Raw genomic sequence first — 20,927 nt, forward strand, 5'->3', positions numbered from 1 at the left:
ATCGCTCGCGCGAGTCTCCGCATCGAAAAGGGCGAAGAGCCAGCCGGTGTGGAAGAAATATTCCGCCAAGGGGAATGTTTGTTTGGGGGGCGCAGGAATGGTAAGATGGAGTTATCTGATTATGGAAAAAAAGGGGACGGTACCGTGTTAGCCTTCGATTGGACTTCATTTCACCCGGTGCTCGCGGAATGGTTCCGCCGGACGTTCGGCGAGCCGACCGGCGTGCAGCGGCAGGTTTGGCAAGATTTGACGCCGCGCGAACACCTATTGATCGCCGCTCCTACAGGATCGGGCAAAACGCTGGCCGCGCTGCTGCCCTGCCTGAACCGCGTGCTGGAGGAAAAAGCGATCTCTGCGGACAAACGCGCTTCCGGCGTCCGGCTGCTGTACGTAACGCCGCTCAAGGCGCTGAACAACGACATCCATCATCACATTCTCCATTTCGCCGAAGAAATGAAGCGGGTGGCGGACGAACTAGTCGTGCCGTGGCCCGGTCTGACGGTCGGCGTACGCACCGGCGATACGTCGCAAAGCACGCGCGCGTCGATGCTGAAGCAGCCTCCGGATTTGCTCGTCACGACGCCGGAGTCGCTTTATTTGATGCTGTCCTCGTCCAAGGCGAGAGAGATGCTGAAAACGGTGGAGCAGATCATCGTCGATGAAATTCACGACCTGGCGGCGAGCCAGCGCGGCCTGCACCTGTCGCTATCGCTGGAACGGCTTATCGAGTGGTGCGGGCGTTCCCCGCAGCGGATCGGCGTTTCCGCGACGCAAAAGCCGCTGTCTCGCGTGGCGGCATTTTTGGGCGGCCGGGAGCCGGAGGATGGCGCTTTGCCGCAAGAGGATTCGGCGGCGCAGCGTCCCGGGGATGCGTATCGTCCGCGACCCGTGCGCATCATCGAAAGTGCGATGGACAAGACGTTTGAGCTGCTCGTGACGATGCCGGAGCAGCGGCTGCTCACCGCCGACAAGGAGGCGGTATGGACGCCGCTCGTCGAGCGCCTGCTGCAGCTGATGGAGGGCAGCCGCTCCACAATCGTGTTCGTGAACAACCGGCGGCTGTGCGAGCGGCTGACGCTGCACTTGAACGACCACGTCGGCTATGAGCTCGCGCGCTCGCATCACGGCAGCGTCGCGCGCGAGAAGCGGTTGGACGTCGAACGCGCACTGAAGGCCGGCGAGCTGCGCTGCCTCGTGGCGACGTCGTCGCTCGAGCTCGGGATCGATGTCGGCCACGTCGATCTCGTGCTGCAGATCGACGCTCCGCCGAGCGCCGCCGCCGCGATCCAGCGCATCGGCCGCGCCGGCCACGCCGTCGGCGAAGCGAGCCGCGGCGCGATTATCGCGCGCACGCGCGGAGCGCTCGCCGAATGCGCGCTGCTCGCGCGGCTCGCCGTGCACCGCGACATCGAGGACATCCGCGTGCCGCAGGATGCCCTCGGCGTGCTGTGCCAGCACGTCGTGGCGATGGTCGCCACGGACGACTGGCCCGTGGCGCGCCTCGCGCAGACGCTCGCGCGCAGCGACGGCTACCGCGGCCTTACGCGCGAGCACCTCGAAGCGGTGCTGGCGGTGCTGGCCGGCTATTTCCCGTTCGTGCGCCCGCTGCTCGAATGGGACCGCAGCGCCGGCCTTCTGCGCCGCAACCAAACGACCGCCATGGCCGCAATCATGGGCGCAGGCACGATCCCGCAAAGCTCATCGTATCCTGTGCATCACGCGGAAACCCGCGCTCATCTCGGCGAGCTCGATGAAGTATATATTCATGAGAGCCGGGTCGGCGACGTGTTTCAGCTCGGGACGTCTTCATGGAAAATTCAGTCGATCCGCAGCGACCGCGTTTATGTTACCGAAGCGGCGGGCGCTTTCAGTGAAATTCCGTTTTGGCAGGCGGAGGCGCCAGGCCGTTCGTATGAGCTGTCCATGAAGGCGGGGCGTTTTTTGGCAGAGCTGGAGGCGCGTGCGGAAAATGAGCCGATCGAAGCGGTGACGGACTGGCTCGGCGCTGAGTACTGCATGGATGCGGCAGCGGCCGGCCAGCTTATCGGGCTCATCCGTGCGCAGCGCGCCGCCGGCGCAGTGCCAACCGACCGCTGCATCGTCGTCGAGCATTACCGGGACGAGACGCACCGGCATCATGTGGTCGTGCACGGCTGGCTGGGCCGCAGGCTGAACCGGACCTGGCAGCTCGTGCTGCAGGCGAAGCTCGAAAGCCTCGCCGGCGTCAAGGTATACGCCGCCGCCAAGGACAACGGCATCGAGTTCGTGCTCGCCGACTGGAATCCGGAGTGGCTGCCGCTCTTGCTCTCCGTGCGGCCGGACGAAGCGCAGCGGCTCCTGCAGGAAGCGGTGCCGGGTTCGCCGCTGTTCGGCATGGCGTTCCGCCGGCTTGCCGAGACGTCGCTGCTGCTGCCGCGTTCGTTCACACGCGTGCCGGCGTGGAAAATAAGGCTCCGCTGCGAAGAGCTGCTGCGGGAGGCGCTGCCCCACGCGGCAAGCTTCCCTTTTATCGCCGAAGCGATGCGTATCTGTTTGTACGAATTTCTCGACACGGAGCGTCTGATGCGGCTGCTTGCGGACTTAAGCGGCGGCGAGATCCGGCTTGCCGTCAGAAACAGCCATTTTCCATCGCCGTTCGCCGCCCAATTTACCGCCGATTACGTCAATACGCAAATGTACGAATCCGACATCATCGGCAAAGATCTGCAGCTGCATCTGCTCAGCGTAAGCCGCGAGCTGGCCGGCCAGCTGTTCGGCAGGGTGGGCCTTGCCCGATTGCTTGAGGCCGTGACCGCCGAAGATTCCGGCGAGCGCATCGACGTTCGAAGCGAGCGGGAGCTGCTGCGGTTATTGAAGACGCACGGCGATCTGCCGGCGGAAGAGATAGCTCGCATCGCGTCGTCGCCGCTGCCCGTCGTTTCGGACATGCTGGAGGATTTGCAGCGCCAGCAGAAGGCCGCGCTCATCCGGATCGGGGGCGACGAACGGTGGATCAGCGCCGACGAAGCGGATACATACGCCCGGTTTCCCGGCGATCCGGAGGCGGCTGCGTTTATTTTGACACGGTATATGGACCGCCAGCTTTACTTTACTTCGCAGCAGCTGAGCTCGGCGTACGGCGTTGAACCGGACCAGGCGAAGCGATGGATCGCCGAATGGCGGGAGCGGCAGCTGATCGAGCCTTCGCCGTTCGCGGAGCCCGGTCGGGAAGAGCTGTGGACGAGCCGGAGCGCGGCATCCCGCATGATCCGCTTATCCACGAGGTACATGCGGCAAAAATCCGAGCCCGTCGATGCGGAAAAGTACTGCGATTACTTGACGCAGCTTCAGCACGTGCGGGCGGACTGCCGGCAAACCGGCAGCGACGGTCTGAAGCAGGTCATTTCCAGGCTGCAGGGAATATTTTTGCCGCTTTCCCACTGGGAGTCGGGCGTCTTTCCGTCGCGGATGACGGAATACCGGAAAGAATGGCTTGATTTGCTGTGCGCTTCGGGTGACGTGCTGTGGATCGGCCGCAAAGACCCCGGGGAGAAAGAAGGGAAAATCGCGTTTTTCCTGGCCGAGTCAAGCGAGCTTCTCGCTTCGTGCATCGACGGGGAGCTCCCGGAGCAGCAAGATGAGCTGTACGGGCTGCTGCAAAAAAAGGGAGCCAGTTTCCTGACCGCGATTTCCCGGGAGGTCGGACGCCCCCCGTCCGAGGTGATGGAGCAGCTCATGGAGCTTGTATGGCTTGGCAAAGTGTCCAACGACCAGTTCGCGCCGCTTCGTCTTCAAGGCTCGCGTTCCGCTAAAGCGCCGGCGAAATTCCAATCCGGCCTCGGCCGATGGTATGCGCTGGAGTCGATCGCCCCCTCCGGCGTGAAGCCGGAGCAGGCTGCGGTGCGCTGGGCGCATCATTTGCTGAACAGCTATGCTGTCGTGACGCGGGATATCGCCATGCAGCAGCATTTTATCGCTTGGGAAACGCTGCTGGAGGTGCTGAAGCAGCTGGAGATGTGGGGGCTCGTCACCCGAGGTTTTTGGATCAAAGGAATCGATTCCTTGCAGTTTTCCACGGCGGAAACGCTGGAGCGGATCCGGCAGCCCGCTGGGCTCGGCGAAGGGCGCTGGACGCTGCTGTCCTCCACGGACCCGGCCAACCCGTTTGGCCAGACGGTGAAATGGCCGGATATTCCCGGCATATCATTTGCCCGAAAGCCGGGCAATTATTTGATCATGGCCGGGGGCCGCTGGGTGATGTGGATCGAAAACAACGGCAGACGTTTTTTTACGATGGGAAAAGAACTTGTGCCGCTTAACGATGCCTCGTCGCTCAAGGACATTGTGAAAGCTTTGCTCGCACGGGCTTCCGTCCGCAAGCTCGTTGTCGACAGTTGGAACGGCGTGCCGGTGGGGCAGTCGGAGGCGGCAGTCCCGCTCAGTGAACTCGGTGCGGAGCGCGACCGGTCGTCCTTCGTCGTATGGCCGAGCAGTCTGAGGTAATGTTGACTCGCCACAGGTTTCCTTTTGAAAGAGCAGCGACCGGATGCAGCGGCTGCACCGTCGCGCCAGCGTGACGGACCCGGAGCGGAGTGTGCTAAAGGAAGCACACTCCTATTCGTTATGCCGTTTTTCGCAGAACATCTTAATTAGCGCCAATTCCTTCGTATAGATGCTTCGGGCAATCGGAGGATTCAGCTTGCTTTCCAGCCATCCGGCGAACCCTTTTTTCCTGCGCCATACGGTGTGCAGCGTTACGATGCAGCCGCTGCGTTCCGGCTCCGGCTCCATGAGAAAAAACGTTGTGATGCCGGCGACAGGATCATCTTCCTGCAGCAATCGGCCCGGCTCCGGCTCACTGACGTACATGCGGAGATGGGTAGCGACGCCCAGCGCTTTCATCCGAACTCGTATGATCGTCCCTGCGCCGATCCCTCCTTCTTCCACCTCGAGCGATTGAAAATAAGGCTTTGGGAGCACATGTGGATGCCCATCGCGGTAATCCGCCAGCACCCGGTAAACCGACCCCGCTTCCGCCTGAACACGTTCGGATACCTTCACTTCATACGTACTCATCTATAACTAACTCCCTTCGATATTGCCGCTTATGACTGCAAACGGTTTAGGTTTAACTTTCCATCGATCCTTCCAATTCCTACTATTCTTCTTGCAGACCCGCGGTTCCTCTTTTTCCGTCATAGTTTTGGACGCCGGTTCATAAGGTGTATTAACCGGACAAGGTTGACAAGCCAGGCATGCCGCTCCATACGCACGGCCGATTCCGATTTTGCGAAGCCGGCTTTCCCTCCGGAAAGCCCGGATAAGCCCTTACGAAGCCAGCTTTCCCATGCGGAAAGCTCAGCCTATCCTTACGAAGCCAGCTTTCCCATGCGGAAAGCTCAGCCTATCCTTACGAAGCCAGCTTTCCTTGCGGAAAGCTCATAGGAGGTACCCACCATGTCCATGTACAAAAATATGCAACTTTCCAAGTACGCCAAGGAGCATCTGTCGCTGTACATTTTCGTAGCGGTCATTTTGGTGACCGGTGTTATTTTCGGCGCTGTGATGGTAAACGCGCTCTCCCTGGAGCAAAAGCAGGAAATTACGCGTTATCTCGGCAACTTTTTTTTGACCGTCGACCAGGGTGGGCTGACGGATGCGCAAACATCGCTGTCGCAAGTTTTTTCCATGCATATTAAGTGGGTCTTGATCATTTGGATTTTAGGCCTTTCCGTGATCGGTCTGCCGCTCATCTTGATTCTCGATTTTCTGAAGGGCGTGCTGGTCGGCTTTACCGTCGGGTATTTGGCAGGCCAATTGTCATGGAAAGGCATGCTGTTTGCGCTCGTTGCCGTCGTCCCGCAAAACCTCATCGTCATTCCGGTTTTGATCGTCTCGAGTGTGACGGCGATGTCATTTTCAATTTATTTGGTCAAACACCGGTTTATGCAGCGCAAAGGCTCGGTCGCCCAGCCCTTGATCGGCTACACCTCGACGATTTTGGCCATGGGGGCTTTACTGCTGGCCGTTTCGGCATTCGAAGCGTACGTTTCTCCGGTCATGATGAAATGGGTCACCCCATCGCTCGTCTCGTTTGCTTCATAAGCAAACGTTTGACTTTCGCGGCATGCTCCCCCTATAATGATTACATGACATGTTCGTTGTTACGGCAAGCTTTTGGGCTTTAGGGGGAGGAATATGGAATCAAGAATCGAGAAAATTAAACAGCAGCTGCAATCGCAGGGTTACAAATTGACTCCCCAGCGCGAAGCGACCGTACGGGTACTGCTCGAGAACGAAGAGGATCATTTGAGCGCGGAGGACGTTTTCATGCTCGTCAAGGATAAAGCTCCGGAAATCGGACTTGCCACCGTCTACCGCACCCTCGAATTGCTTAGCGAGCTTCATGTCGTGGAAAAAATGAATTTCGGGGACGGAGTCGCCCGCTACGATTTGCGCAACGACAGCAATCATCACCACCATCATCATTTGATTTGCGTGCAGTGCGGCGCTGTGGACGAAATAATGGAAGACTGGCTGACACCGCTGGAAGAGCGGCTGGAGAAAGAGTTCCGCTTTAAGGTTCTCGATCACCGTCTCGATTTTCAAGGCATCTGCCACCGCTGCATCGATAAAACCAAAACCGAATAAGTGAAGGAAAGTCTTCCCGCAAGCGCGCTTTGTGGAAGGCTTTTTTTGCATATTCCTAGTAAAATGCAATGCACAGGCACATAATATGTAAGCATACCTTGCCAGTAAAAGGGAGGCGATACACGATGATTATCGGGGTGCCCAAAGAGATCAAAAACAACGAAAACCGCGTAGCCTTGACGCCGGGTGGGGCCGGCATGCTGCATCAGGCCGGACACCGCGTGCTTGTCGAGCGGGGGGCAGGTGAAGGAAGCGGCTTTTCCGACGACGATTACGTCAAGGAAGGCGCCGAGCTGATCGATCAGGCAGGGGAAGTTTGGGCTGCGGCTGATATGATTATGAAGGTGAAGGAGCCTTTGCCGGCCGAATACGGTTATTTCCGGGAAGGGCTTATTTTATTTACGTATTTGCATTTGGCGGCGGCCGGCGATTTGGCGAAACATTTGCTCGACAAAAAAGTAACCGGCATCGCTTACGAAACGATTCAGGCGGCGAACGGATCGCTGCCGCTGCTGACGCCGATGAGCGAAGTAGCCGGGCGAATGTCGGTGCAGGTAGGGGCCCAGTTTTTGGAAAAGTTTTACGGAGGCCGCGGGATTTTGCTTGGCGGGGTACCGGGTGTGCCTCCGGCCGATGTGATTATCCTCGGAGGCGGCATCGTCGGCACGAACGCCGCGAAAATGGCGCTCGGCCTCGGCGCAAACGTCGTCATCATCGAGCGGAGCGGCGACAGGATGCGGTATTTGGACGACGTGTTTCAGGGGCGGCTGCGCACGCTGATGTCGAATTCCTATAACATCGGCTATGCGGTGCAAAAAGCCGATCTCTTGATCGGCGCAGTGCTTATTCCGGGCGCAAGGGCGCCCAAGCTCGTCACGGAAGCGATGGTCAAAACGATGAAGCCGGGCGCGGTCATAGTCGACGTAGCCGTTGACCAAGGCGGTACGATCGAGACGATCGACCGGGTGACCACCCACAGCGACCCGACGTATATCAAGCACGGGGTCATCCATTACGCGGTAGCCAATATGCCGGGCGCCGTGCCGCGGACATCGACGCTGGCGCTGACCAATGTGACGATTTCGTATGCGCTGGAGCTCGCGGGCAAAGGGCTGCTGAAGGCGCTTAAGGAAAGCAGGCCGCTGCAGCTCGGCGTCAACACGTATCTGGGACATATTACGTACGAAGCCGTCGCCGAATCGCTTGGTTTTCCGTACAAGCCGTTATCCGAGCTCATATAAGAAAATCGCCGCCTGTAGCAATAAAGAACAGCGGATGGTTCCGTCAGCCGGGAGCTTGCGGGGCCATCCGCTGTTTTACGAAGCCGCCGATGTATCGGCTTCCACCGCTTCGGGCAAAGGCCAAAATCGACAGGATCGGTTTTGTTTGTCGGCTATCTATACGTATGATACTATCAAAGGGTAAGCAAAGGCGTTTTTATCTTAAAAGGAGTGATGTTACATGATCGCCGTTTATCCGGCCGGTTCCAGGTATTCCTACGATCACGGCTGGCTGCGGGGCAGCTTCAGCTTTTCATTCGGCCCCTACTATGATCCGGACAACACCGCCTTCGGTCCGCTGAGGGTTTTCAACGACGATACGATCGCCGCCGGACGCGGATTCGGTGCGCATCCGCACAGCGATATGGAAATCGTGTCCGTCGTGCTTCGCGGCTCGCTTAAGCATGAGGACAGCCTCGGCAACGTGGCGGTCACCTCCTTCGGGGAAATCCAGCGTATGTCCGCGGGCAGCGGCATTATTCATACGGAAGGAAATCCTTCCGATACGGAGGAGGTCACCCTGCTGCAGTTGTGGTTTTCCCCGGAGAGGCGGGGAATCGCTCCGGGTTATGAAGTCAGCAAGTACGATCCTGAGCAGATGGTGAACCGGCTGTTGCCTGTCGTTGCCCCCAACCCGGCGCCGGGAATAGCCGCCATTCACCAGGATTTGACGATTTATTTAAGCAAGCTGGAGTCCGGACACAGTCTTGTTTTCACCCAACCCGAGGGGCGTAAAATATTTGTATTTGTGATCGAAGGCGCTGTACAGGCAGGTGCGCGGGAGCGGCTGCACACCCGGGATTCGGCGAGAATTACGGACACGCGGAGCCTGGAGCTTGCCGCTCTGGACGATACCTTTTTCATGCTGATCGATTTGCCGTAATGGAAAGGATGGTCAAGTCCATGCAAACGCAAAATCAATTGCTGATCAAACATGCTGTCGGCGGCCGGACGTTTATCGACAGCAAAAAAGATCCGGTTCCGTACAGCGTAGAGGCGTCGCCTGAGGGCTGGATGTTTACGGTACAGACGACCTGGAACGACGATGTCCGGGAAATAATCCGCCTTAAGGATGAGCTTAATGTGTTTATATTTGAAGAGACGGAACGGGGAACGAAAAAAACGTGGTATTACGTGAAGGACGGGCGCGTCAGCTACGACGGGACAAGCGGAAAACTCACATTATTTGCCGGCTCGCGGATCGAGTATTTTCCCGGCGATTACAGCTTTTATTAACCTCTTCTTGACATAAAACAAGCCTGGCCGGCATAGCTTATCTTTAAGAAAGCGAGGTACAGGCTATGGTCCTTTATATGCGAAGATGGGTGCAGCGGGTCAAATTTATGTTGCTCTTTTGCGTATGTACGTTTGTTTTATATCATCTGCTGCTTATTTTCTCCGAGTGGGTGGAGCCGATGCAGAAATATAAGGAACCGTCCGGCCGCGCGGTTAAAGTATTTCAGCATCAGCACGCGTCGATCAGCGACCTGGGCTCGATGTCGGACCGGCTTCGCCTCTTTTACTGGTACGGGGAATAGCAAGCAGGAAAATCGCCATCGATGTGGAATGTATTACATTACGAAACATCGAAGGGATCGAATCAGCATGAAGCAGGAGATGCAGGCCTTTATCCGCTATTTGTCGGTGGAGAAAGGGCTCGCCAAAAACACACTGGAGTCATACGAGCGCGATCTGCAGCAATTTCTCGACTATTTGCACGGGCAAGGAATCGCGCGGCTTCCCGATACGACCAAATCTCATATTCACAGCTATTTGCATCACCTCAAGCAGCGGGGAAGAGCTTCGGCCACCGTATCCCGCAGCATCGTTTCCATCCGCGCATTTTACCAGCACCTGCTGCGCGAGAAAAGAATCGACAGCGACCCGTCGCTCGACATGGAAACGCCGAAGCTGGAAAAACGTCTGCCGAAGGTGATGAGCATAGCCGAAGTCGAGGCGCTGCTCGAGGCGCCGCAAACGGCGACGCCGGGCGGCATGCGGGACAAGGCGATGCTGGAGCTGCTGTATGCGACGGGTATCCGCGTGTCGGAGCTGATCTCGTTGGATGTCGGGGACGTGAACCTGGAACTCGGTTTTGTCCGCTGCGTCGGCAAAAACTTCAGGGAGCGCATCGTGCCGATCGGACGCATTGCGGCGGAATGCCTGAATACATACATACAAACGATGAGACCTCGTCTTCTCAAGCAAGCCAAAGCGGAGGAAGCGCTGTTCGTAGGCCATCTCGGCACACGGATCACCCGCCAAGGATTTTGGAAAATCATCAAGCGCTACGCTGTGGAGGCGCAAATACATAAAGAAATCACGCCGCATACGCTGCGGCATTCGTTTGCCGCACATTTGCTCGAGAACGGCGCGGATTTGCGGGCCGTGCAGGAAATGCTGGGCCACGCGGACATTTCGACAACGCAAATTTATACGCAAGTGATGAAGCACAAAATGAAGGAAGTGTACGACCGCACGCATCCGCGCGCGAAAATGTAACGGTTGCCGGAGAAAGGCTTATCGCCATTCTTCGGCTTTTTTTCAAATTTTGACAACCACTTTACCCAAATATTTGCCTGCAAGAAGATCGATAAACGCCTGTGGTGCATGTTCGATTCCTTGGATAACCATTTCTTTGTATTTAATCGCACCTGCACGCAGCCATTGGCTGAATTCCGCATTAAACGATGGGGCGCGATCCAGGTGATCCGTCACGACAAAGCCTTTTAAAGTGAGGCGTTTGCCTATAGCGAGAGATAAATTGGCAACGCCGTCAAAGCCGCCTTCCGGCGAACCCGCCGAGCCGCAAAGTACAATACGGCCCAGCGGGTTCATGACATCGATGGCGGCTTCAAGCTGCATGCCTCCGACATTATCGAAATAGACGTCGATCCCGTTGGGGGCGGCCTGCCGCAGCTGTTCCCGGAATGAGCGATCATGATAATCCAAAGCGGCGTCGAAGCCGAGTTCGTGGACCAGATAATCCGCTTTAGCCGGAGAACCGACTGAACCGATCACCCGCTTCGCCCCTTTCAAACGGGCGATTTGACCGGCCAGACTGCCTACGGAGCTCGCCGCATTCGATACGAAAACCGTATCGCCGGGCTTGAGGTTTGCGATTTCCAGCATTCCGACATACGAGGTTAAACCAAGACTTAAATGAGTCGAAAGTGTCGGAAATAAATCGGGATCTATTTTGCGGAAAAGATTGCCCTCGGCAAGCGCATATTTACGCCAACCGAGCGGATGCCGCACGATGTCGCCCGGCTTCAGGCCACCGTCCGCGGAATCGATGACTTCTCCGATCGCGTCGCCGTACATCGGTTCGCGTACAGCGTACAGCGGAACGGGCATCTTCAGATCGATCATGCGCAGACGCATTCCGGCATCAAGCGAGACAAACAGGTTTTTGACGAGCACTTGACCGCTGCGGACTTCCGGGACCTGTTCCGTTATGATCTCGAAATCTTCGGCACGGACGTGATTCGAAGGGCGATTTGCAAGACGAATTACTTTTCCTTTTAAAGCATACATCGTATGTACCTCCATATGTTTAATAGTTAAATGACTATTTGACTAATGGGTGAAAAAAAACCTGAATTAAAGGGTATTCAGGAACCCGGGCAAATAACGTTCGAACACCTCCGTATTTAAGGTTACGTACTTGGTCTGGGCCTCCTGCCTGACGCGGATTAATCCGGCCTCTCTCAACGTGCGAAAGTGATACGAGATGTTGGCTTTCGGCGTTTCGCATTGCTCGCCGACCGCTCCGAAGCTTTTTTCCTGATTGCTGTGGTGAAGCATTCTGACGATTTCGATTCTTGTCGGGTCGGCCAGCGCTTTGAAAATTTTGATCCTGACTTCGTCTTCATCCATTAGTTTAATAGTCATACAACAAGCATACAACTTGTTTTTCATTTTGGCAACGTAAAAGCGCGTGCTCACTTTCCTTTTGCAATCGAAAACGGTTTTTGAGATAATCGGAGGATACGATAGACAATTTTTGGAGGGATTTTGCCTATGCGCTTTGAACGCATTGCTTTGATTGTGCTCGACAGCGTCGGAATCGGCGAATTGCCGGATGCGCCGCGCTTTGGCGACGAAGGCGCGAACACTCTCGGCCATATCGCGGAAAGGATGCCGAATCTGGCACTCCCCAATATGGCCGCCCTCGGGCTCGGCAATATCGCGCCGATTCCGGGCATCGCGCCGGCTGCATCTCCGAGAGGATATTACGGCAAAATGGCCGAGGTGTCCGTCGGCAAAGATACGATGACGGGACACTGGGAAATTATGGGGCTCCGCGTGCAAATTCCGTTTAACGTGTTTCCCGAAGGTTTCCCGCAGGAGCTGATCGAACGTTTCGAAAAGGAAACCGGCCGCAAGGTGCTTGGCAACAAACCGGCCTCCGGCACGGAAATATTGGATGAGCTCGGCGAGGAGCAGATGAAAACCGGCTCCTGGATCGTCTATACGTCGGCAGACAGTGTGTTTCAGCTTGCCGCCCACGAAGAGATCATTCCACTGGAGGAGCTGTACCGTGCCTGCGAGATCGCGCGCAAGCTGACGCTGGCGGATCCTTATGCGGTCGGACGGGTGATAGCCCGGCCGTATGTCGGCAAACCCGGAGCGTTCACCCGCACGCCGAACCGGCACGATTATGCGGTCAAACCGCCGGCGCCGACGGTGATGAACCATGTGAAGGATGCGGGCCTGGACTGTATTGCGATCGGCAAAATCAACGATATTTATTCCGGAGAAGGCGTCACCGAAGCGCTGCATACGAAAAGCAACCTTGACGGTATACAGAAGACCATCGAGACGCTGCAAAAAAAATTCCGCGGCATGTCGTTTACGAATCTCGTCGATTTCGATTCGCTCTACGGACACCGCCGCGATCCGATCGGCTACGGCAAAGCGCTCGAGGAGTTTGACCGGCATTTGCCGGACATTATGGCCGGTGTCGGCGAACGCGATCTGCTGATCATAACCGCGGATCACGGCAACGATCCGGTCCATTCAGGAACCGACCATACGCGGGAGTACGTGCCGCTGCTCGTATACAGTCCGTCGCTAAAGGCCTCGGGTTCGCTTGGCGTAAGGAGCACTTTTTCCGATATCGGCGCTACGGTAGCGGACAATTTTTCGGTCGCATCGACCGGAAACGGAGCGAGCTTTTTGCCTCAATTGCAATAGATATAGCTGTCAGTCCTACAGGGAGGGATGTTCAATGAACGATACGCCGCTTTCAGCGAAAATCAAAGAGGCTGCCGCCTTCATTCGCGAGCAGTTCCCGAAAAAACCGGAAATCGGCTTGATTTTGGGTTCGGGTCTCGGCGTTTTGGCGGAAATGATCGAGGAAGCCACCGTCATTTCTTATGATCGGATTCCTCATTTTCCGGTTTCGACGGTCGAAGGTCATGCCAGCGAGCTGCTGCTCGGGACGGTTCGGGGCAAAACGGTGCTGCTGATGAAGGGCCGCTTCCATATGTACGAAGGATATGGCGTCGATGTCGTTTCGTTCCCGGTGCGCGTCATGAAGGAGCTTGGCGTTCATACGCTGATCGTCACGAACGCCGCCGGCGGCATTAACGCGTCCTATGAGGTCGGCGATTTGATGCTGATCAAAGACCATATCAACCTCACGTTCCGCAACCCGCTGATCGGGCCGAACGATAACGATCTCGGCGTCCGGTTTCCGGATATGTCCGAGACGTACGACCGCTCGCTTCGCAAGGTCGCGCACGAAGCTGCGGGAGAGCTCGGCATAAAGCTGCAGGAAGGCGTCTATGTCGGCCTGCTCGGGCCCAACTACGAGACGCCTGCGGAAATTCGCATGCTGCGCACGCTTGGAGGCGATGCGGTCGGCATGTCCACCGTCCCGGAAGTTATCGTCGCGCGTCATGCGGGCATCCGGGTGCTCGGCTTTTCCTGCATCACCAACATGGCGGCGGGCATGCTCGACCAGCCGTTGTCCCATGCGGAAGTGATCGAGACGACCGAACGGGTGAAACCGAAGTTTTTGCAGCTGGTGCTGAACATCATTCCAAAGTTGGAGGCTTAAGTCATGGCAGAGCTTACATATAAACAGCAAATTGTGGAGGCTGCGGCCGCTTTGAAGGAGCGGCTTGGCGGCAGGCAGCCGTCGATCGGGCTGATTCTCGGCTCGGGGCTCGGAGATTTGGCGGATCACGTGGAAAACGCCGTGAAAATCTCTTACGACGAAGTGCCGCATTTTCCCGTGTCTACCGTAGAAGGACATGCCGGTCAATTCGTCGTCGGTACGCTCGAAGGCAAGACGGTCATCGTCATGCAGGGCCGTTTTCATTATTACGAAGGATACTCGATGAAAAAAGTCGTGTTTCCGGTCTACGTGATGAAGCAGCTCGGCATAGGCACGCTGGTCATCACCAACGCGGCCGGCGGCATGAACCGCGCTTTCCAGGCGGGTGATCTGATGCTGATCAGCGATCATCTCAACCTGACCGGCGACAACCCGCTGATCGGGCCGAACGACAGCGAGCTGGGCGTCCGCTTCCCGGACATGTCGGAAGCGTACAGCCGCGAATACCGCGAGCTGGCCAAGCGGATTGCCGGTGAACTCGGCACGGAAGGCGGCGAACCGATCCGCCTGCAGGAAGGCGTGTACAGCGGCATTACCGGCCCGACGTACATGACGCCGTCCGAGCTGAACATGCTGGCCCGCGTCGGCGGCGATGCGGTCGGCATGTCCACCGTCGGCGAAGTGATCGCCGCGCGGCATGCCGGGCTCAAGGTGCTCGGCATCTCGTGCATCACCGACATGGCGATCGGCGACGAGCTTGAGCCGCTCACGCACGAGCAGGTCGTAGCTGTCGCAAACCGCACGAAGCCGAAGTTTATCTCACTCGTTCGGCGTTTTGTACGCGAGGTGACGGTTTAAGACATTTGCTGTTATGATTTGAAATCAAATAGCTGCTTCCCGAGGTAAGACAAAACCGAAGGTTGGCAGCTTTTTTAATTGCCGGGAAACTATGAGTTGTGGATAACCGGGGGCCCTCAAAAAGTTCCAGGAATAGGTTGCAAAGGTTTACTTCCCTTTCGGGGATTTGTCTGCATAACTTGAGCGGATGCGGAGTGAAGCAGCGGTGGAAAGCAAACGAATGTTGATCGACGGCATGTGGAATCAAGAAGACAGTCAATATGTCAGAAACAAGCTGGTTGAGTACAATTCCCGACATATATCCGATGGTCTAAAATCTGTCCATGAAAACGTCAGTTTGTTCCTTAAGGATGAAGAAGGGAAGATATTCGGCGGAATTACGGGGGTTTTGAAGTGGAATTATTTAAAAGTCGATATTTTTTGGATAGATGATCGACTTCGTGGTCAAGGGTATGGGAGCCGTCTGCTTCACGAAATGGAAATCGTCGCGCAAAATCATCAATGCGATTTTATAGAGCTGGACACGTTCAGCTTTCAAGCGCCGGAATTTTACTTGAAAAACGGTTTCGAAATCGTCGGCGTCGTGGAAAACGCGCCAAAAGGCCATAGTCATTATTATATGATCAAACGCTTAACACGCCCATAAAACCGGCAATATGCTCAGCCCCTTCCGCTCAGGAAGGGGCTTGTTTATTAGTTTCCTCCGCCGCAAAGTCCGATTCTTACGGGCGGGGCAAGGGCACCCAAGCGCCCAATGTTGTCAGGTTAACAGGCATGGACGAAATCAAGGGTTGAACCATATAAGAGCGAACGACACTAGGAACGTTATTCCTCGAAAATAAGTAGATTATAAAAATAGCGGAACCCACGTTCGCTATTCTCAGAAAAATGAGCGATTTGAAAAAATAGAGGAACTGAGATGCGCTAAATCGGTAAAAAATGGGCTTGAGGAGTGGAGAAACAGACAAATAGCGCACCTGAGTTCCGCTAATTTCCAAAAATACCGAAATCGACCTAATTAGCGAACCATAGTTCCGCTATGTTCCCGCTTAACCTGACAACATTGCCCAAGCGCCCGGGGTCCCCTAGAGGGGGATTTAGGGGGTGTCGTTCACCTTTGCCTGCAAATGGGCGAGTTGAGCTTGATCGAGCAGTTCCTGCGCGGCTTGAAGGTCCTCTTTATCGTTGCTTTTTCTTGCATCATTTAACGCATGAAGCGCGTGGTTCAAATCGTGCTGGGCTTCGGTTTTGGCATTTTGTTTCATCGTTTATCCTCCTGAAATATAAGTTTCGTCGCCAAATCATAGTTAATATGATCAAAATATGCTCCCGCGATGCATGAATGTTTGGATTTTTTTGAAAAATTCAGTTGGATGACGCATGGATGAAATTTTATTTCAAAAAATTTTTTTGTGTCGACAAGGTTTTACAACATTTAACAACCATCTGTATTATAATGCATTTGTCGTGGTATTTAGAGGAATGGAGAGTTATCAGGTGGAACTTTATTTTGAAGAGAAAATTGAAGAATTGCGCTTGCAGATGGTTGAAGAGGCAATGTTCCATGGCAGTTTTGCTAACGAAAGAGTGATCGAGCTGAGCCAACGCTTGGATAAATACATTGTTATGCTTCAAAAAATAAGGAAAAAGACTGCAAGCCAGCAGGCACAAAAGCAATCCTTGATGGTAGTCGGATAGGTATGATCGAAGGCTGCACCAAGTCGATGGCAGGATCGACATGGCGCGGCCTTATTTTTTTGAGTCGGCTGAATACAAAAGTGGAAACTTGTGGTAAGATGTTGTTGCGTATTATGACGGCATTCCTGTGCGGCATGAAATCGAATTTGAGTATGTTTTTTAAGACGAATAGCGAAGGGAGGAGCGGAGGATGTTTATCGTCAATGTACAGGGGGCTTTATATCGGGAGGATAAATGGCTTGTCATCGAAAGGAGCGCGAAGGAAAAACATGCGGGTGGCACGCTTGCTTTCGTCGGAGGCAAGGTAGACCGGGAAGGCGTTGCTCTGAATATATTGGAGAAAACCGTCAGGCGCGAGTTGATGGAAGAGGTGGGGGTTGAGATCGGGGACAACCTACACTACCTGCAAAGCTCCTCCTTTGTAACGGCTTCCGGCACGCATGTCGTCAATATTGTGTTCGTGTGCGAACATAAACGAGGAGAGCCGTATTGCAAAAGCAAGGACGAAGTGGAAAACGTTTATTGGATGACATGCGAAGAGGCGATCCTCCATCCGAAGTGTCCTCCATGGACCAAAGAAGACATCGTGCGGGCCGAGAACGTCCGTTTAATGCTGATTCGCCAGCAATAGAAAAAGCGGCCGGATGAACGTGTTCATCCGACCGCTTTTTTAATAGAATCAGAATTGATAAGCCCGGGGCTGTTAAACATCTGATTCGCAAGAAAAGCTTCCGCTAAAACAAGCTTCGTCGAATTTGCATCGATTCAGAGCTTTTCTTATGTTCCCCACCGCCTATACGGCAGCTTGCAAGTTCCTGTATGAATCTATATTATGCGTAGCACCATTTTCGATGTATACTAAAACAATGAAAGCCCTGCCTCTCTTTCATCCTTACGACTCCGATGATCGCGCCAGTGTGAATCAGTAATACGGGAAAACAAATTCGTTCAACAATTGGAATTTGAATCAAATGGCTGGAGGAAAATGATTCTTCGGGGAACTTCTATGAGGTAAACATTATTTACATAATATCATCATTTTGCTTCAAATGCAATACTGTGGTTTACATCAGCGTTTTCAAAGTATGGTTTACCTATGCTGCGGAGGTGTCGACTAATGGAACTATGGATTGGAATAATGATGAGCGGTGCGGCTGCTGCTCTGTTGCTCGGGATTTGGGCTGTTTCGAGAAAATCGCGCAACAGCGGCAACGTAACCCGTTTGAAAGATTTTAAAAAGAAAAAGCGGAATGGACAGCCTTGTTCCTTTTGCCGCAAAAAGTCGGAAGACTTGGCGTTTTATGCGGATGAAAACGGTCAAATCGTCGGTGTGTGCAAGTCGTGCAGGCCGATGGCGGAACGCCGGGAGCTTGGACGGCTGTAACTGCAATGTCAGCCGGCCATATTGGCATTTGTCGGCAGGGCCGCTTTGCATAAACCTGCGGAATAACGGACGGATTGGACGAAATGAAAGCCGGTTTTAAATACGATCTCACCGGCGGCGCCTTTCGGGTGAGTCGTTTTGCAGAATAAGCAGTAATACATCGAAATCTCCCCTTATATTTTTCTGCACGAAATTACATCCGTGCACTGATATGTATGAGCCTTGTCTGCGGAGTATTCCGCTTTTTTCTACAAAAAAAGCACCCCTTGCGGAGTGCTGCGACTCATTTCGATTTATTGGCGCTTTTGTCGCTGTTCGTATTTCGGGTTGTCGTATTTTGATTGCCGTGGCCTTGCTGCTTGTCCGCCATAAGATCGCCTCCCTTCGGAACGTCTCGAACATATCGTAGTATGAGTCCGATTAAAAAAATCCATGCCAAAAGCCAGGTGAATAGGTAATTTAGGCTGTTAAACCACCGTCTTTCATGTTATACTTAGGAAAACGGAACTATTATCCTGGTTAATTTGGACTAATCGCTGCATACTTAATTGACTCGAATCATCCACCCGGGAACAAGGAAGTGTTACTTATGAGCGTGCTGATGGTGGCCAACTGTCCGAAATGCGGCAAGGTGTTTCAAAAAAATTTGCGCAATATGTGTCAAGATTGCATGAGAGCGGTCGACGGCGATTTTCAGAAATGCTACTCTTATTTGCGGATGAACCGGAAGGCGACGACGGAGGAGCTGAACCGGGATACCGGGGTCAGCGTACAGCAGATCACCCTGTTTATTAAAGATAACCGTCTGCCGTTGATCGATTATCCGAATTTGACGTATGCGTGCGCATCTTGCGGGGGGCCGATCCGCCGGAATAATATATGCGTTCCGTGCGCCACCCGGTTGACTGCACAAATCAACGATATGAAGGAAAAGGAAGCGAAGAAACATCAAGGTGTCGGATTTCATTCGAGAAGAAGCTTTTGATTATCGAATCGCCAAACGTCGCAAGACGTTTTTCTTTTTGTATGCGATTGTGATACAATGTTTGAGGACATGGGGAACAGCATTCACGAATTTGTCACAAACTGTTCACCTGTTTGCCATGAAAATCGTGGAGTAGATCCTTCTATCTTCATGTAAAATATAAGTATTGACTTTACAGGCAACTCACTCTATGGGGGGAAATTTTCGTGCAAAAGTGGATTATGTTTAGCTTGTTTTTGGTAGCATGTATTTTGGGGGTTGGCGTTTTGTTCCAAAACATTACAGTACGCCAAGCCGAAATGGCTTCGGAAAAGGCGGAAGCCGGCAAAACGCTCAAAATCGCAGCTTCCAACTTCCAATTCGACAAACCGGAGTATACGGTAAAGGCGGGAGATAAGCTGACCGTTTCCTTCAATAACAAAGAGGGTTTGCATGCGATGGAAATCGTCGGCCTGAACGTGAAGCTGGACGCATCGAACAAATCGCAGGAAGTGACCTTCGACAAGCCGGGCACGTATGAAATTCACTGCATTCTGCCTTGCGGTACGGGCCACGCCAACATGAAGTCGACATTGATTGTGCAATAAGCTATTAAGGGAACCGCTGATCGGCTAACGCCGGACGGCGGTTCTTTTCTTTTGCCGGGCCGCGCTATATAATTACTAATACTTGGCAGAATAATCCGATGAAGATTGGAGAATTGACATATGAGAATGGTCGATCTGATTCAAAAGAAACGTTCCGGGCAACGTCTGAACGAGGCGGAAATAGACTATGTGATCCAAGGTTATACGAAAGGGGAAATTCCCGATTACCAGATGTCTGCGCTGCTGATGGCCATTTGCTTTCAAGGGATGGACGATCAGGAAACTTCCGATTTGACGATGGCGATGGTGCGTTCCGGAGATACGATCGATTTGTCGGCGATCCGCGGCATAAAAGTCGACAAGCATTCCACCGGAGGCGTAGGGGATAAAGTTAGCCTGATCGTGGCGCCGATCGTCGCTTCGCTTGGCGTCCCCGTCGCGAAAATGTCGGGGCGCGGGTTAGGACATACCGGCGGAACGGTGGACAAGTTGGAGTCGATACCCGGGTTTAACGTGCAGCTTTCGAACGGCCAGTTTATTGACGCGGTGAATTCGATCGGCATGGCGATAGTGAGCCAGACCGGAAATTTGGCTCCCGCCGACAAAAAAATATATGCGCTGCGGGACGTTACCGGCACGGTCGATTCGATCCCGCTGATCGCCAGCTCCATCATGAGCAAGAAGATCGCTTCCGGAGCGAACGCGATCGTGCTCGACGTCAAGGTCGGTTCGGGGGCTTTTATGAAAACGGTGGACGAAGCGCGGAAGCTCGCCGAGACGATGACCCGGATCGGCAAAGCGCTGAACCGCCGAACGGTGGCGATCATCACCGATATGGACCAGCCGCTCGGGCGGGAGATCGGCAATGCCGGCGAAGTGAGGGAGTCGCTCGATGTGCTTCGCGGGCGCGGCGACAAGGATCTGAGCGAAGTGTCGATCACGGTCGCTTCTTACATGGCTTTGCTTGGCGGTGTCAGCGCATCGCTGGAAGAAGCGAGAACGGCGGTTATCGGAGCGATCGAAAGCGGCCGCGCTCTTGAAACGTTCAAGCAGTTCGTCGCGAGCCAAGGCGGGAACAGCGCGATTGTCGACGATCCGTCCTTGCTGCCCGCGGCCTCGGTATCCGCAAAGGTAAAAGCTACCGCAGACGGCTATGTATCGAAAATCGAAGCGGAAGCGATCGGCGTTGCCGCCATGCTGCTCGGGGCGGGCAGGGCGACAAAAGAGGATGAGATCGATTATGCCGCCGGCATTACGCTGCATAAAAAAATCGGCGACCGGGTCAGCGCCGGCGATGTTTTGTGCATCATGCACACGAACCGCAGCGATACCGCTGAAGCGGAGCGGCTCATACTTAAGGCTTATGAACTGAAGGACACTGCACCGGAACCGGCGAAGCTGATTCACGAGATCGTTGAAGGCGATCGCTGATACGAAT

At 54.4% G+C, this 20,927-nt stretch carries 23 protein-coding genes; 18 read left to right on the forward strand and 5 right to left on the reverse strand.

The genetic code is table 11. The annotated features are described in order from the left end of the window. Positions 1-105 precede the first annotated feature (105 nt). Positions 106-4,482, forward strand: coding sequence for a DEAD/DEAH box helicase (locus MYS68_RS08030; RefSeq protein WP_248925334.1), 4,377 nt, complete (start codon positions 106-108; stop codon positions 4,480-4,482). Between the two features lie 111 nt (positions 4,483-4,593). On the opposite strand, the gene MYS68_RS08035 is transcribed toward MYS68_RS08030, so the two are convergent. Further along, positions 4,594-5,055, reverse strand: a complete 462-nt coding sequence (locus tag MYS68_RS08035) for an SRPBCC family protein (protein ID WP_248925335.1) — start codon at positions 5,053-5,055, stop codon at positions 4,594-4,596. Positions 5,056-5,442: 387 nt separating this feature from the next. Between MYS68_RS08035 and spoIIM the strand changes: the two genes are divergently transcribed. The 7 genes from spoIIM (at position 5,443) to xerD (ending at position 10,412) form a co-directional block, all read left to right on the forward strand. Further along, complete coding sequence (spoIIM, locus tag MYS68_RS08040) at positions 5,443-6,084, forward strand: stage II sporulation protein M (protein ID WP_248930846.1); 642 nt, start codon at positions 5,443-5,445, stop codon at positions 6,082-6,084. Between the two features lie 93 nt (positions 6,085-6,177). Next, positions 6,178-6,630: a ferric iron uptake transcriptional regulator gene (fur, locus tag MYS68_RS08045; protein ID WP_248925336.1), complete on the forward strand. Its 453-nt coding sequence runs from the start codon at positions 6,178-6,180 to the stop codon at positions 6,628-6,630. 125 nt (positions 6,631-6,755) lie between these two features. After that, positions 6,756-7,871: an alanine dehydrogenase gene (gene ald, locus MYS68_RS08050; protein ID WP_248925337.1), complete on the forward strand. Its 1,116-nt coding sequence runs from the start codon at positions 6,756-6,758 to the stop codon at positions 7,869-7,871. A gap of 220 nt (positions 7,872-8,091) precedes the next feature. Continuing rightward, the gene (locus tag MYS68_RS08055; protein ID WP_248925338.1) at positions 8,092-8,793 is read left to right on the forward strand and encodes a pirin family protein; all 702 of its coding nucleotides are present in this window, start codon (positions 8,092-8,094) and stop codon (positions 8,791-8,793) included. Positions 8,794-8,813: 20 nt separating this feature from the next. Next, positions 8,814-9,146: a hypothetical protein gene (locus tag MYS68_RS08060; RefSeq protein WP_248925339.1), complete on the forward strand. Its 333-nt coding sequence runs from the start codon at positions 8,814-8,816 to the stop codon at positions 9,144-9,146. A gap of 65 nt (positions 9,147-9,211) precedes the next feature. Further along, the gene (locus tag MYS68_RS08065) at positions 9,212-9,448 is read left to right on the forward strand and encodes a DUF4227 family protein (protein ID WP_248925340.1); all 237 of its coding nucleotides are present in this window, start codon (positions 9,212-9,214) and stop codon (positions 9,446-9,448) included. A gap of 67 nt (positions 9,449-9,515) precedes the next feature. Beyond that, entirely contained in the window at positions 9,516-10,412 is an 897-nt protein-coding gene (gene xerD / locus MYS68_RS08070) for a site-specific tyrosine recombinase XerD (RefSeq protein WP_248925341.1), read from the forward strand. 42 nt (positions 10,413-10,454) lie between these two features. On the opposite strand, the gene MYS68_RS08075 is transcribed toward xerD, so the two are convergent. Both MYS68_RS08075 and MYS68_RS08080 read right to left on the reverse strand, forming a co-directional pair. Next, positions 10,455-11,447 carry an NADP-dependent oxidoreductase gene (locus MYS68_RS08075; RefSeq protein WP_248925342.1) on the reverse strand — a complete coding sequence of 331 codons (993 nt, stop codon included), beginning with the start codon at positions 11,445-11,447 and terminating at the stop codon, positions 10,455-10,457. 66 nt (positions 11,448-11,513) lie between these two features. Beyond that, positions 11,514-11,804 (reverse strand): ArsR/SmtB family transcription factor, encoded by a 291-nt coding sequence (locus tag MYS68_RS08080; RefSeq protein WP_248925343.1) that lies wholly within the window; start codon positions 11,802-11,804, stop codon positions 11,514-11,516. 129 nt (positions 11,805-11,933) lie between these two features. Here MYS68_RS08080 and deoB point away from each other — a divergent pair, with 129 nt between their 5' ends. The 4 genes from deoB (at position 11,934) to MYS68_RS08100 (ending at position 15,481) form a co-directional block, all read left to right on the forward strand. Next, a complete protein-coding gene (gene deoB / locus MYS68_RS08085; protein WP_248925344.1) occupies positions 11,934-13,109 on the forward strand; it encodes a phosphopentomutase in 1,176 nt (391 codons plus the stop codon). Positions 13,110-13,143: 34 nt separating this feature from the next. Beyond that, complete coding sequence (locus MYS68_RS08090) at positions 13,144-13,977, forward strand: purine-nucleoside phosphorylase (protein ID WP_248925345.1); 834 nt, start codon at positions 13,144-13,146, stop codon at positions 13,975-13,977. Positions 13,978-13,980: 3 nt separating this feature from the next. Continuing rightward, positions 13,981-14,835: a purine-nucleoside phosphorylase gene (locus MYS68_RS08095; RefSeq protein WP_248925346.1), complete on the forward strand. Its 855-nt coding sequence runs from the start codon at positions 13,981-13,983 to the stop codon at positions 14,833-14,835. A 205-nt stretch (positions 14,836-15,040) separates the two neighbouring features. Then, complete coding sequence (locus tag MYS68_RS08100; RefSeq protein WP_248925347.1) at positions 15,041-15,481, forward strand: GNAT family N-acetyltransferase; 441 nt, start codon at positions 15,041-15,043, stop codon at positions 15,479-15,481. 451 nt (positions 15,482-15,932) lie between these two features. On the opposite strand, the gene MYS68_RS08105 is transcribed toward MYS68_RS08100, so the two are convergent. Further along, on the reverse strand, positions 15,933-16,100 hold the full coding sequence (locus MYS68_RS08105) for a hypothetical protein (protein ID WP_248925348.1): 168 nt from the start codon (positions 16,098-16,100) through the stop codon (positions 15,933-15,935). A 115-nt stretch (positions 16,101-16,215) separates the two neighbouring features. Here MYS68_RS08105 and MYS68_RS08110 point away from each other — a divergent pair, with 115 nt between their 5' ends. The 3 genes from MYS68_RS08110 to MYS68_RS08120 all read left to right on the forward strand — a co-directional run bounded on the left by MYS68_RS08110 (position 16,216) and on the right by MYS68_RS08120 (position 17,917). Next, positions 16,216-16,533 carry an aspartyl-phosphate phosphatase Spo0E family protein gene (locus MYS68_RS08110; RefSeq protein WP_248925349.1) on the forward strand — a complete coding sequence of 106 codons (318 nt, stop codon included), beginning with the start codon at positions 16,216-16,218 and terminating at the stop codon, positions 16,531-16,533. Between the two features lie 190 nt (positions 16,534-16,723). Continuing rightward, positions 16,724-17,164: an NUDIX domain-containing protein gene (locus tag MYS68_RS08115; RefSeq protein ID WP_248925350.1), complete on the forward strand. Its 441-nt coding sequence runs from the start codon at positions 16,724-16,726 to the stop codon at positions 17,162-17,164. 486 nt (positions 17,165-17,650) lie between these two features. Continuing rightward, positions 17,651-17,917, forward strand: coding sequence for a hypothetical protein (locus MYS68_RS08120; protein ID WP_248925351.1), 267 nt, complete (start codon positions 17,651-17,653; stop codon positions 17,915-17,917). A gap of 8 nt (positions 17,918-17,925) precedes the next feature. Here the strand turns inward: MYS68_RS08120 and MYS68_RS08125 are convergent, their stop codons facing one another. Continuing rightward, complete coding sequence (locus MYS68_RS08125; protein ID WP_248925352.1) at positions 17,926-18,078, reverse strand: DUF3973 domain-containing protein; 153 nt, start codon at positions 18,076-18,078, stop codon at positions 17,926-17,928. 428 nt (positions 18,079-18,506) lie between these two features. On the opposite strand from MYS68_RS08125, the gene MYS68_RS08130 reads away from it, so the two are divergent. From MYS68_RS08130 to MYS68_RS08140, 3 genes are all read left to right on the forward strand, one after another. Beyond that, positions 18,507-18,902: a flagellar protein gene (locus tag MYS68_RS08130; protein WP_248925353.1), complete on the forward strand. Its 396-nt coding sequence runs from the start codon at positions 18,507-18,509 to the stop codon at positions 18,900-18,902. Positions 18,903-19,108: 206 nt separating this feature from the next. Further along, a complete protein-coding gene (locus MYS68_RS08135) occupies positions 19,109-19,489 on the forward strand; it encodes a cupredoxin domain-containing protein (RefSeq protein ID WP_248925354.1) in 381 nt (126 codons plus the stop codon). Between the two features lie 120 nt (positions 19,490-19,609). Continuing rightward, a complete protein-coding gene (locus MYS68_RS08140; protein ID WP_248925355.1) occupies positions 19,610-20,920 on the forward strand; it encodes a pyrimidine-nucleoside phosphorylase in 1,311 nt (436 codons plus the stop codon). The last annotated feature ends 7 nt before the right edge of the window (positions 20,921-20,927 follow it).

Origin of the sequence: Paenibacillus hamazuiensis, assembly GCF_023276405.1 — a bacterium.
GTDB classification, from domain to species: domain Bacteria; phylum Bacillota; class Bacilli; order Paenibacillales; family NBRC-103111; genus Paenibacillus_AF; species Paenibacillus_AF hamazuiensis.